The sequence below is a fragment of the Saccharothrix sp. ALI-22-I genome, from assembly GCF_001984175.1.
Lineage (GTDB): Bacteria > Actinomycetota > Actinomycetes > Mycobacteriales > Pseudonocardiaceae > Actinosynnema.
Genome location: NZ_MTQP01000049.1, coordinates 90,204 through 102,270, shown reverse-complemented (window position 1 = coordinate 102,270; position 12,067 = coordinate 90,204). Strand labels below are relative to the sequence as shown.

General features: G+C 71.9%; 8 protein-coding genes and 1 pseudogene. 4 read left to right on the top strand and 5 right to left on the bottom strand.

What is annotated here, in order from left to right; genetic code table 11:
* Positions 1 to 33: 33 nt before the first annotated feature.
* A pseudogene (locus ALI22I_RS55520) lies at positions 34 to 813 on the top strand (tetratricopeptide repeat protein); the annotation flags it as partial.
* The gene (locus ALI22I_RS55515) at positions 796 to 2,250 is read left to right on the top strand and encodes a helix-turn-helix transcriptional regulator (RefSeq protein WP_443216920.1); all 1,455 of its coding nucleotides are present in this window, start codon (positions 796 to 798) and stop codon (positions 2,248 to 2,250) included. The pseudogene ALI22I_RS55520 and the gene ALI22I_RS55515, both read left to right, overlap by 18 nt.
* Before the next feature lie 69 nt (positions 2,251 to 2,319).
* Here the strand turns inward: ALI22I_RS55515 and ALI22I_RS55510 are convergent, their stop codons facing one another.
* A complete protein-coding gene (locus ALI22I_RS55510) occupies positions 2,320 to 2,892 on the bottom strand; it encodes a glycoside hydrolase N-terminal domain-containing protein (protein ID WP_083751610.1) in 573 nt (190 codons plus the stop codon).
* 211 nt (positions 2,893 to 3,103) lie between these two features.
* Here ALI22I_RS55510 and ALI22I_RS10115 point away from each other — a divergent pair, with 211 nt between their 5' ends.
* Together ALI22I_RS10115 and ALI22I_RS10110 are read left to right on the top strand one after the other, a co-directional pair.
* A complete protein-coding gene (locus tag ALI22I_RS10115) occupies positions 3,104 to 3,622 on the top strand; it encodes a hypothetical protein (protein WP_077005192.1) in 519 nt (172 codons plus the stop codon).
* A gap of 89 nt (positions 3,623 to 3,711) precedes the next feature.
* Positions 3,712 to 4,785 (top strand): AraC family transcriptional regulator, encoded by a 1,074-nt coding sequence (locus ALI22I_RS10110; RefSeq protein ID WP_077005191.1) that lies wholly within the window; start codon positions 3,712 to 3,714, stop codon positions 4,783 to 4,785.
* 3 nt (positions 4,786 to 4,788) lie between these two features.
* Here the strand turns inward: ALI22I_RS10110 and ALI22I_RS10105 are convergent, their stop codons facing one another.
* The 4 genes from ALI22I_RS10105 to ALI22I_RS10090 form a co-directional block, all read right to left on the bottom strand.
* On the bottom strand, positions 4,789 to 6,192 hold the full coding sequence (locus tag ALI22I_RS10105) for an aldehyde dehydrogenase family protein (protein ID WP_077005190.1): 1,404 nt from the start codon (positions 6,190 to 6,192) through the stop codon (positions 4,789 to 4,791).
* Entirely contained in the window at positions 6,189 to 7,535 is a 1,347-nt protein-coding gene (locus ALI22I_RS10100) for a flavin-containing monooxygenase (protein ID WP_179118174.1), read from the bottom strand. Before ALI22I_RS10100 ends, ALI22I_RS10105 begins: the two co-directional genes overlap by 4 nt.
* Before the next feature lie 142 nt (positions 7,536 to 7,677).
* Positions 7,678 to 8,868: an MFS transporter gene (locus tag ALI22I_RS50635; protein ID WP_077005189.1), complete on the bottom strand. Its 1,191-nt coding sequence runs from the start codon at positions 8,866 to 8,868 to the stop codon at positions 7,678 to 7,680.
* Positions 8,869 to 8,871: 3 nt separating this feature from the next.
* Entirely contained in the window at positions 8,872 to 12,051 is a 3,180-nt protein-coding gene (locus tag ALI22I_RS10090; RefSeq protein WP_077005188.1) for a bifunctional cytochrome P450/NADPH--P450 reductase, read from the bottom strand.
* Positions 12,052 to 12,067: the final 16 nt, after the last annotated feature.

The following is a 12,067-nucleotide window of genomic DNA, read 5'->3' as shown; positions in this document are numbered from 1 at the left end:
GCCCAGTTGAGCGACTCGCGGCACGCCGAGCGCATGCTGCCCCGCCCGCTGACCCGCGAGGCGCTGACCGCGCTGGCGGCGGCACGCGGCGGGCCGCCGGACCCCGACGTGGTCACCGCGCTGCACGACGCCACCGGCGGCAACCCGTTCCTCGTGACGGTCCTGCTCGACGAGCTGGACACCCTCGGGCTGCCGCTGGACCAAGCCGCGACGGCGGAGAAGATCGGTGGGCTGGGTCCGAGCACGGTGGTCCGGGCCACGCTGGGCCGGCTGCCCGCCGACGCGGTCCGGCTGGCCAGGGCCGCCGCCGTGCTGGGCCCCGGCGGCAACCCGTGGCTGACCGGAACGGTGGCCGAGGTGGACGTCGCGGACCTGCCGGCGGCGGCCGAGGCGCTGGTCGCCGCGCACGTCATCGCCGACGACGCCGACCACCTCACGTTCCTGCACCCGGTGGTGCGCGAGGCAGTCCTGGCCGACCTCGGGCCGATGTCGCGCGCCGCGCTGCACGCCCGCGCCGCCGCAGAACTCAGCGCGGCCCGTGCGCCGGCGGACCGCGTCGCCGCGCACCTGATGCACGCGCCCCGGGGCACCCTGCCAGACGCCGTGGACGTGTTGCGCCAGGCGGCGGTGGCGCTGCTGGCCGCCGGGGACGGCGCCACGGCCGCCGCCTACCTGGAGCGCGCGGTCGGTGAACGCCCGGACGACGCGGCGGTGCGCGCCGAGTGGGGTCGTGCGCTGCTGCGCACCGGCAACGCGCGCGAGGCCCGGGTTCAGCTGCGGGAGGCCGCGGCCGGGATGCCCGACGCCGAACTGGTCGCGGCCGCCGCGTCGGCCACCGCGGTCGTGGACGGCCCGCAGGCCGCGATCGACGAGCTGACCCGGGCGATCGCTGCCCGGCCGGCCGGCGCACGGGAAGCCGGCCGGATGCACCTGGAGGCACGGCTGGCCGTGATCAGGTCGTTCCTGCCCGAACAGCGGCAAGCGGCGTCCGCGCACCTGCGCGGTTATGCCAACCTACCCGGAATCACCCCGGACGAGCGCACCCTGCTCGGACTGCTGGCCCAGACCGGCCGCTACGAGGTGTGGCCCGCCGAGGAGGTCGCGGCCACGGCCCGGCGGGCGCTGGCGGGCGGCGCCTACTTCGAGGACTGCGCCGGCAGCACCGACGCGATGGTGGCCTGGGTGGTGGCCCTGGTGGCATTGATCTCCGCCGACGGCTTCGACGACGCCCGGCGCGAGATCGACCGGGCCAAGCAGCGGGTGCACCGGCGCGGCTCGCCCGTCGAGTTCGCGATGGTGTGCAGCCCGGCGATCTTCCTGAACTGGCAGTTGGGCAACCTCGCCTTCGTGGAGGCGGAGACGGAGGGCGTGCTGGCTGCGGTCTCCCAGGAGGACCCCGTGCCGCACGTGATCGCCCTGCGCGCCACCGCGACCCACTTCGGCGCCTACAGCGCGCTCGAACGCGGTGACGTCGACGGAGCTGCGGCCCTGCTCGAGCGGTTCGACGCCGAGCACTTCGACGTGCCCCGGGTGATCCCCACGATCTGGCTGCACGAGCCGCGCGCCGGGGTCGCGCTGGCCCGGGGCAACCCGGAACTGGCGCGCGCCGAGGCGTTCGGGCAACGCGACCTGCTGGACGCGGTCGGGGTGGACCCGCCGACGATCTCCTGGCGGGCTCCGGCGGTGCGGGCGCTGCTGCTGCTCGGCGAGCAGCACGAGGCACGCGCCCTGGCCGGCGAACTCGTCGCCGTGGCGCGGAAGTGGAACACGCCGACCGAGGTCGGTGCCGCGCTGCGGGTCCTCGCGCACGCCGACCCCGACGACCGGCTCGACCTGCTCGCCGAGTCCGTGGCGATCCTGGAGTCCTCCCCCGCCCGGCTGCACCTGGCTCGCGCACTGGTCGACCTCGGCGAGGCGCTGCGCGTGGCCGGACGCCGCAGCGAGGCCCGCGAACCACTGCACCACGGTATCGACCTGGCCACCGACTGCGGCTCGATCGCATTGCGCACCCGCGCGGTGGCCGCCCTGGAGGCCTTGGGCGACCGCCCGCGCAAACTGATGTTCGCCGGCGTGCAGGCCCTGACGGCGAGCGAACGCCGCGTCGCGGACCTCGCGGTGACCGGCCGCGCGAACCGCGAGATCGCCCAGGAACTGTTCGTAACACCGAAAACGGTGGAAAACCACCTGGGCCGCATCTACACCAAACTGGGCATCAGCGGCCGCCGCGAACTCGCCCGCGCCCTCTCGTAGGTGACTCCGGCGTGCGGTATCGCTTCGCCACCGCTGTCTACAGTGGACGTTATTCGGAATCGGGTGGTGTCAGTTGAACGGGAGGATCTCCACGTCCTCCGAGAGCCGGCGGTATCCGGTGAAACCGGTGCCGTGCCCGGCCATGTCCAGACGGAGGTCGCCGAAGGTCTGGTAGGCGCCGAAGTTGGTCTTGGGCTGGCCCAGGTTGCCCGCCACCCACGCCGGGTCGGCCGAGCCGTTCTGGTTGATGGCGTTGACGACTTCGTCGAGCGCACCGGGCCGCGGCGAGGTCCAGTTGCCGAAGTTGTACCCCGCAGAACCTGGACCACCGGTCCACAGGGACTTCTCGTTGAACTGCAACTGCTCAGGCGTCGCGGGGCTGGAGCAACTGCGGACGATGTGCGGCCGGCGCAGCAGGCGCCCGATGCACGGTCGTAGTCGATGCCGGACAGTCCGTCGAAGGGTGTCCCGATCGCGGTGGTGCCGGACGACCGTGAAGAGCGGATCTTGCGCGAACGAGAGACCTCCGAAGAATCCTGCGTGAAGGCCAGGCGGAGAGGCTGCCGACCCGCCCACGCCGCCGGCGGAGTCGCCCGCGGGAGCCGACACTTCCGCGCGCCGCCGACGGCGTCCGCCGCACATCATTCACGGCCATTTCCACGCCTGCCACGCCGGCAGCACGATCATGTAGGCAACCAGATACGATGGGTTCACTATGCGTGGGTTCGCAGCCTCGACGCACCACTACCCCGCCCTCGGATGAGCGGGCATCATCTGCGCCGCGCCGTTCACCGCATCCCGTGGGATCGGACGCCAGACCGAACGCTGGTTCGTCCGAAGAGGAACTCCGACCATGATCGAGGGTTACTGGTTTGTTTCCCACATCCTACGCCGGATGCTGCCCGCGCTGGTTTTCATGACCGTCGCCGGCCTGGCTTGGCTCGTGCCGCTAAAGACCGAGGGTACCCATTGGTGGACGTTGCTCGGCGTCGCGCTCGGGGTGACGATCGCCGCGTGGGTGACCGTGAGGATCTTCCTCCGGGCGGTCGTGGTCGGGCCGGCGTTGTTCGGGTTCTTCATCGTCCTGGGGTTGATCGTGATCACGCCCGAGACGGCGGAGCAGTGGATCGGCGCACCGCCCGTTGCCTCCGACCTGCTACCGTCCGTGCCGATCGCGCTACTGCGCAACGCCGCCCTCTTCGCCGCGTTCGGCAGCATGTACGTCACCATCACCTCGATGAGCGACACCGACCACCGGCAGCGGTTCTTCGCACCGGTCATCGGCGGGATCGAGTGGACGCCGGCGTTCCGCGCGGTCTGCCTGGCGGTGCGGCACGAGAGCCGGCTCCGTGATGTGCGAGGCGCGCGATGAGCCGCGACGGCCGAATCACCAACCTGAGCGACCGGCGACGAGGTCCGGTCGCGCCTTCCGCAGTAGAGCGATCACAAAGGACCCGTGCGATGTCCGCTGAGCCGGCGAACACTGTTGCTCGCCCCACCAATCGCAGTACCTCGGCCACGATCCCACCGATCATCCTGCGCTACCTCACCGCGCTGTCCGACGAGCTCGGCGCCGACCTGCGGCCCACGCTCGCCCGCGTCGGCCTGGACGAGACGATGCTCCAGTCCGTCGAGCTGCGGGTGTCCTACCGCCAGGGCAGCGAGGTCATCCGCCGCGCCGTGCAGCTGACCGGGGACGAACACCTGGGCCTGCGGGTGGGAGCCAGGCAGCACCCGACCGCGTGGGGCCTGATGGGGTTCGCCCTCATGGCCGCCGACACCCTGAGGGACGCCGTCGAGACAGGTGTGCGGTTCCAGAACCTCTCCGGGGCGATGGTGGTGTGGTCGGCCGGGCAGGGCGACGCCGGCTTCACGCTGTGGGCCGACCTGCCCGATCCGGCCCTGGACCCCGCCGTCGGCACCTTCCTGGTCGACGAGGCGTTCGCGAACGTTGTCACGGTCACCCGCCTGGTGCTCGGCCCGGAGTTCCGGCCACGGCTGGTGGAGTTCACCTTCCCCGCTCCGCGCGACCCCGGCCCGTTCGAAGACCTGTTCGGGTGTCCAGTCCGTTTCTCGGCTCCGCGCAACGCTTTCGTGTTCCCAGCCGCGTGGGCGCGCACCGCGATGCCGGGCCGCGACCCGGTCACCTACGCCTCGACGCTGGAGGTCCTGGACGCGCAGGCCGCGTCCCGCCGCCCTCGTCAGGATCTGCTGGAGGTACTGGAGATCTCGATCGCGCAGAGCCTGCCGACCGTCCCCACCTTCGCCGAGCAAGCCCGCAGGCACGCGACCGGAGAACGCACGTTGCGCCGGCGCCTCGCCGAGTGCGGAACGACCTATGAGGCGCTCGTCGACGGCGTGCGGCGCGAACAGGTCGAACAGCTGATCCGCCAACCGGAGCTGACGCTGACCGACATCACCCGCCGGGTCGGCTTCTCCGACGTCCGCGCGCTCCGGCGTGCGATACGCCGATGGCACGGTGTGACGCCGCTGCAGCTGCGCGAAGCGGTGCTCGACCCGGAGGGACCCGTCTGAGGATCACCGCGTGCGGATCCACACCGTCTTCTCCCTGGTCCACTGGTCGAACGCGGTCGTGGACTTCTCCGCGCCACCGAACCCCGACTGCTTCCAGCCGCCGAAGGGCGTGGTGATGTCGCCCTCGCTGTAGGAGTTGACGGAGACGACGCCTGCCTGGACACCGCGCGCCAACCGCCAGGCGACGTCGAGGTCCCTGGTCCACACCGAGGCGGCCAGCCCGTACTCGGTGGCATTGGCCATGCGGATCGCCTCTTCCTCCGTGGCGAAGGTCTGGACGCTGACGACCGGCCCGAACAGCTCGCTGGTGAGCAGCCGCGCCTCCACCGGAACATCGGTGACGACGGTCGGCGGGTAGTAGGCGCCGCCGGGGTGCAGGTCTTCGGGTAGGTCAGCGGCGTGGACGCGCGCACCGGTCGCACGTGCCTCCTCCACTGCCGTCGCGACGCGACTCCTGGCGTCGTGGCTGATCAGCGGCCCGATCCGGGTCTCGGGCTCGGCGGGGTCGCCGATGACCAGGGCACGGGCAGCGGCGACGAACCGGACCAGGAGTTCGTCGGCGATCTCCTGGTGGACCAGGACGCGCGAACCAGCCGTGCAGTTCTGTCCCGCCGTGAGGAACGCGGCGTCGACCATGTCGTCGATGAGGTCGTCACCGAAGTCGAGCGCGTCCGCCATCAGCACCTGCGGGCTCTTGCCGCCCATCTCCAGGGACACGCGCTTGAAGTTCGTGCGCGCGGCCTCGGCGAGGACGACGCGGCCGGTCGCGGTCGAGCCGGTGAACGACAGCGCTCCCACCACCGGATCACGCGCGAGTGCCGCGCCCGCCACCTCGCCGTGGCCCGGCAACACGGTCAGCACACCGGTGGGCAACCCCGCTTCCTCGGCCAGGCACGCCAGGTGCAGCGCCGAACGCGGCGTCGCCTCGGCGGGCTTGGCCAGCAGGCAGTTGCCTGCGGCGAGCGCGGGACCGACCTTCCACGCGGTCATGGCGAGGGGGTAGTTCCACGGCAGGATGGCGGCGACCACCCCGACGGGCTCACGGGTGATCACCCCGAGGTGCCCGGGGCCGGTGGGTGCGACGCGGCCGAAAACCTTGTCCGCCGCCTCGGCGAACCAGCGCATCGACTCGATCGCGCCGGGCACGTCGCCGGTGCGGCACTCCGTGATCGGCTTGCCGGCGTCCTCGCTGTCCAGTCGCGCCAGGATCTCGGCGTCGCGCTCCATCAGGTCGGCGAGACGCAACAGGACCGCCGCCCGTTCGCGCGGCGGCGCCTGGGACCAGATCCCGCTCTCGTGCACCAGCCGGGCCCGCCCGGCTGCCCGCGCGACCTCGGCCGCGCTGGTGGCGGGCAGCGTGGTGATCAGCTCGCCGGTGGCGGGGTTGCGGACTTCCAGCGTCGTCACGACACGACCTCTTCGTGCCGGGCGGCGGCCACCGACGGCGGCCTGCCCTCGGTGGGCCAGTTCATCGCCTTGGCGACCTTCGTGACGTACCTCAGGTACGCGCCGCTGTCGACGTAACCGGTGTGGCGGGGTGAGGCGACGAATTTCAGACCCGCGGTGAGATCGGGGCGGTCGTCGCGGATCATGCGGGTGAACCGCTCGGCCTGGGGCAGTCCACGCCGACTGTCCTCGATGAACCCGGCGATCAGCTGCGCCTGGGTGTCGAAGAGCCGGTAGGCTCCGGAATTGGTTTCCACGAAACCGACGCCGAACAGGCCCTCGTACTCGCGGGAGAACACCGACAGGTACAGCTCGGGGTGCTGCTCGTCGCCGAAGTACTCCTGCGCCACCGGCGCTTTGTGCAGGTAACCGGTCGCCAGGAGGATCAGGTCGAAGTCGTCCGAGGTGCCGTCGGCGAAGTGCACGGTCCTGCCCTCGACGCGGGTGATGCCGGGTTTGGCCGTGATGTCCCCGTGCCGCAGGTGGTGGATCAGCATGGAGTTGATGGCGGGGTGCGTCTCGAACAGCTTGTGGTCCGGCTTGGGCAGGCCCAGACGGGTGGGATCGCCGTCGAGGATCCTCAGCAGCGCGCCGAAGAGCTTCTGCTCGAGCCACATCGGCATTCTCGGCCCGGCGCCGGCCAGTGTGTCCGCGGGACGTCCGAACACGTGCTTGGGGATGAACCAGTAGCCGCGGCGCATGCTGATCACCGCGTGGTCGGCCGCCCGCGCCGCGTCGCAGGCGATGTCGCACCCGGAGTTGCCGGCGCCCACGACGAGCACCCGCTTGCCGCGCAGCGCTTCTTCGCCGCGGTAGCCGACCACATGCCGGATCTCGCCGGTGAAGCGCCCTGGCAGCTCGGGGATGTTGGGATGCCACTGCGCACCGGTGCACACCACCACCTGCCCGTGAACGCTCTCCCGCCCGTCGCCCCTGGTGACCGTCCACGAGCCGTCGGCATTCCTGGCGACGGCGCGCACCCCGGTACCGAACTCGATGCGGCCGGTCAGTCCGTACGCGTCGGCGAACGACCTCAGGTAGGACAGGACCTGCCGGTGCGACGGGTAGTCCGGGAAGTGGTCGGGCATCGGCCACCCGCCGAAGCCCGATCGGGTCCTGCTGGAGATGAAGTGGGCGGACTCGTACATCGGGCTTCCGGGATTGTCGATGTCCCAGATGCCGCCGGGCGCGGTGTGCCGTTCGACGTGCGTGTACGGGAGGTCCCGTTCCGCCAGTGCCCGCGCGACCGCGAGCCCGGCCGGGCCGGCTCCGATCACGCACGTGTCGTACCGGGTGTCGTCCACGAACCCGCCTTTCTGATCGACGGTTCAGCGGTCTGAGAAGACCGTATTCATTCGGCGTTCACCAGGAACTGGCCTCGCCGGTCAGGGAGGGGACCTCAGCGGCCGCTCGACCGGCTCACCCACCAGGCGATCGGAAAGGCGGCTACGGCCGTGCGGCGGTGGGCACCGGTCCGTCCTGTCGCCCGCGATCGGCTCGCCCGCGATCGGCGGCCGTGGTCATCCGGAGCAGGGGTAGCGACGCGACCACCATGCCGATCGCGAACGCCACGCCCAGCACCTGCGCCCCCGCGTTGTCCAGGAGCAGCCCCACGGCGAGCGGGCCGGCGCCGGTGCCCAGCGCCGAGGCGCCGCTGAGCGAGGCGACCCAGCGCCCGGACGGGTCGAGCACCGCCGCCGCGGCCACCATCTGGACCAGGACGGCCAGCTGGCAGGCCTGCCAGACCACCGCCGCCGCGGTGAACAGCACCGGCTCGTCGCTGATCACGACCACCGCCATCGCGACGGCCTCCACGACGACGAAGACCACCATCGACGTCAGCCGGCCGAACCGGCGGGCGGCGGGTGCTCCCGCCACCGCGCCGGCGAGCGCCACGACGCTGGACACCGCCAGGACCACCGAGACGGTCGACGTCTCCATGCCGGTGTGCTCACGGCCGAGGACGGAGGCGTAGGCCCAGGTGCCCTGGGTAACGGCCCAGAGCACCGCCGTGCCGATCAGCAGCACGGCCGAGGGACGGCCCGGCCGAGCCTCGGCCGGGGCGCCCGTGGCCGAGGTGGGGCGTTCCGGCAGCCTGCTCACCAGGAACCAGGCGGGCAGGCAGCACGCCGCGAGCACGAGGAACCCGGCTCCCTCCCACTGCTCGTTCGCGACCGGCACCGCCATGATCATCAATGCGGCGACGGCCACCGTGCCGGCGACGGCGACCGCGGAGGCCCGGTCGGAGTCCTCGACCGCTGCCAGCGCCGCCGTGGCCGCCGCGTAGACGACCCCGAGACCTCCGCCCAGCAGCAGGTTGGTCAGCAGCAACGTGACCGGGTCGTCGGCCGCGGCCACCCAGACCGACCCGAACGCGGTCAGCGCCAGGCCGAGGCGCGCCATCCCTACCCGTCCCGGCCTGGCCGCGCGGGCGGCGAGCAGGAGCGTCACTACGGCGGTCGCCGTCAGCTGCGCCGCACCGACCAGTCCCGCCCCCGCGCCGGACAACCCGTCGCGGGCCGCGAAGTCGTCGATGAACACGGGCATCACGTTCGTGCCCGCGCTGCCCATCGCGACCCCGGCGACCAGCGCCACCGCGACGCCGAGGGACAACACCGCACCGCTCGGCTTCCCCACCGCTCAGCCCGCCCAGACGTCTTCGACGTACCGGTCGGACTCCTGCAACCCGGCAAGCCACGCGGCCGCTTGGTCGTCGTCGCCGCCGGTGTGCTTGCGGTACAGGTCCTGGAACGCCTCGCGCACCGCCGGCGCCATCCGCCGCCCGTCACCGCAGACGTAGACCCGGCCGCCGCGCTGCAGGAGCTCCCAGACCTCGTCGCCTTCCGCGGCGATGCGGTCCTGGACGTAGGTCACGCCGTTCTCCGGAGCCTGCGAGAACGCGGGGCGCATGCTCACCGCTCCCGCGTCCTGCGCCGCCTCCATCTCGGCGCGGTGCAGGTAGTCGACATCGGGGTGGTCGCACCCGAAGTAGGACAGCAGCGGCCCGCGATCGCCGGTGTGCATGCGGTCGAGCACCACGCCGCGGAAGGGCGCGACGCCCGTGCCGGCGCTGACCATGATCACCGGGATCTCCGGGTCGAGCGGCAAGCGGAAGGCGTCGCCGGCGGCGAGCACCCTGGCCTGGATCACGTCGCCCGCGTCGACGGTCTGCAGGTAGTGCGACGCGATGCCGTGGAAGGTGCCGTCACCGCCGCGGTGGGGCGCCGACAGCAGCGACACCATCAGGTCCACCTCATCCGGTGACGCCTGCGCCGAGGACGAGATCGAGTAGTGACGGGCCCGCATCACCGGCAGCATCTCGAGGTAGCGCTCGAAGGGCAGCTCACAGGCGCGGTACCGCTCCAGCAGGTCCAGGACGCTGCGGTGGTGGAGGTCGCCCGCGGCGGCCAGCTCGTCGAGCGGCTTGCGCTCCGGCGGGCACGCGGTGTGCTCGGCCAGCACGGCCACCTGCTCGCGGGTGGCGGGGTCCTGCAGCTCGACGAGGTCGGTCAGCAGGCGGCGCAGGGTCAGCGGCCGGTCGACCGGCAGGCTGTTGCGGCCACGGCGCCGGGACTTGACCCGCACGGTGCGGTCGAGGTCGAGGCCGAACCGGTCCGCGACCCGTCGCACCAAGCCCTCGGGGTTGTGCGGGAGCACCGCGAAGTGGTCGCCGGTGCGGTAGGTGACGCCCTCGGGCAACCGCACGCGCAGGAACCGCTTGGAGCGACCGAGCGGGTGGTCCAGGTCCACCAGTTCGCGGGCTTCGAGGACCTCCATGGGCTGCACACCGTGCCGGGCGGCGAGCTCACCGGTGACCGACTCGGACGCGTCCTCCAGCTCGTAGACCCCGGCAGCGGTGTCCGTCTCGGCCGCGGCGGGCGCGCTTGCGGTGCCGTAGCGCTCCAGCAGGACGGTCCACAGGTCGGCCGTCCACCGGTCGACCGTGCCCGCGAAGTCGCCCGCGGCGTCCGCGGCGCCGCGCTCCAGCAGCCGCGTCGCGCCCGCCGCCGCCAGCCGCTCGTCGATCAGCGCGGGAACCCGCTGGTAGGTGGCGGCCCAGTTGCGGTCGCCGACACCGAGCACGGCGTACGGCAGGCCCGCCAGCGAACCGGGTTCCAGCTCTTCGGTCCACGCGAGGAATCGCGCCGCGTCGTCAGTGGGGCGGCCGTTGTAGGAGGCGGCCACGATCACCACCGGAGCGCCATCCGCGCCGAGCTTGCCCGCGACGTCGTTCAGCGGCGCCACGGTCGTGGTGAAACCGCGCTCGTCACCATCGGTGGCCAGGTCACCGGCGATGCCCGTGCACGTGCCGAGGTTGGAGCCGTGCAGCAGGGTCAGCGCGGTTCCGACCGCGCGGCGGGCAACGGCGGCAGCGGCGGTCGTGGGCTCGGCGCTGCTCGCGGTGGCCGCGGGCAGGCGGCGCTCGGCGCTGGTGCGCCGGGCCAGCCGCAACGTGAAGTCATCCGGCTTGAGCGTGAGCGACTGCTTGATCTTCAGCTGGTAGTTGGTGTGGTCGATCAGCCGGTAGCGGTGCACCAGCAGCGCGAGCACCAGCGTCGCCTCGTGCAGCGCGAACTGACGACCGATGCAGGCGCGCTCACCGCTGCCGAACGGCTTGAACAGGTGCACGGGCCGGGCCGCCTCCTGCTCGGGCGTGAACCGCTCCGGGTCGAACAGCTCGACGTTGTCGCCCCAGGCCGGGTCGCGGTGCAGCTGCGGGATCAGCACCAGCAGCCCTTCGCCCTTGCGCACCGCGTACTTGCCGCCGATCACGGTGTCCTCGATCGGTTCGACCGCGTACACCGGGGCGGTCGGCCACAGCCGCAGGCCCTCGTTGAGCACCTGCCGGATGTAGGTCAGCTTGCCGATGTCACCGTACTCCGGCTCGGGATCGGCGGCGTCGCCCCACAGCGCGTCCACCTCGGCCTGTGCCCGCGCCAGCACCTCCGGGTGCTTGGTCAGGTAGTACAGCGCGAAGGAGAGCGCCCCACTGGTCGTCTCGTGACCGGCGATGAGGAAGGTGATCGCCTGGTAGCGGATGTTGACGTCGTCCAACGGCTCGCCGGTCCGCTCGTCGCGCGTGTGCAGCATCCGGCCGAGCAGGTCGTCGACGCTGGTGTCGCCGGAAGCCCTGCGGCGGCGGATGACGTCGTCGACGAGGTTTTTCATGTAGTCGAGGTCCTCGCGGTACTGCTCGGCCTTGTTCCACTGGAACAGGCCGGTCCACGGCAGCGCCTCGCCCTTGGTCTGGGCGAAGTCGAGCGCCCGCGACAGCGCGGTCACGAACGGGTGCGCCTCGGCGCGGCCGAACGACTCGAAGTCGTAGCCGAAGCCGCACAGCCCGATCGTGTCGAGGGTCAGCCGGGTCATGTCCTCGGCGACCTCCACGGCGCTCGTCCCCGCGGCGGAGTCCCACTTCGCGATCAGCGTCCTGGCGACGTCGAGCATCGTGGAGTGGTAACCGCGCATGGCGCCCAACGAGAAGGCGGGCATCAGGACGTCGTGCGCCTTCCGCCAGTTCGGCTCGTCGTTGTAGGCGGTGAACAGCCCGTCCCCGCCGATGTCGCGCAGCAGCACCAGGTCGGGGTGCAGGTTCTTGCGGAACCTGGTCTCGTCGGACAGCTCGGTGACCAGGTCGAGCCCGGAGACGAAGTTGATCTCCCGGCCGAAGACGCGCACCCGGTACAGCGGCCCGAGTTCCTTGGCCTCGGCCATGACGTGCAGCAGGCCGTCGACACCGCTGGGGATATCGAGGGCGTGGCCGACCAGTGGCCAGGATGGGCGCTCGGGAATCGGCTCGGTCTGGTGGACGTGGGTCATCGGGGTTCTGCCTTTC

Bases quoted from the DNA above. Each gene is read 5' to 3' on its own strand.
- ALI22I_RS55515 (WP_443216920.1), top strand. From the start codon at position 796: ATGCCCGACGCCGAACTGGTCGCGGCCGCCGCGTCGGCCACCGCGGTC.
- ALI22I_RS10090 (WP_077005188.1), bottom strand. From the start codon at position 12,051: ATGACCCACGTCCACCAGACCGAGCCGATTCCCGAGCGCCCATCCTGG.
- ALI22I_RS10110 (WP_077005191.1), top strand. From the start codon at position 3,712: ATGTCCGCTGAGCCGGCGAACACTGTTGCTCGCCCCACCAATCGCAGT.
- ALI22I_RS55510 (WP_083751610.1), bottom strand. From the start codon at position 2,892: ATGTGCGGCGGACGCCGTCGGCGGCGCGCGGAAGTGTCGGCTCCCGCG.
- ALI22I_RS10115 (WP_077005192.1), top strand. From the start codon at position 3,104: ATGATCGAGGGTTACTGGTTTGTTTCCCACATCCTACGCCGGATGCTG.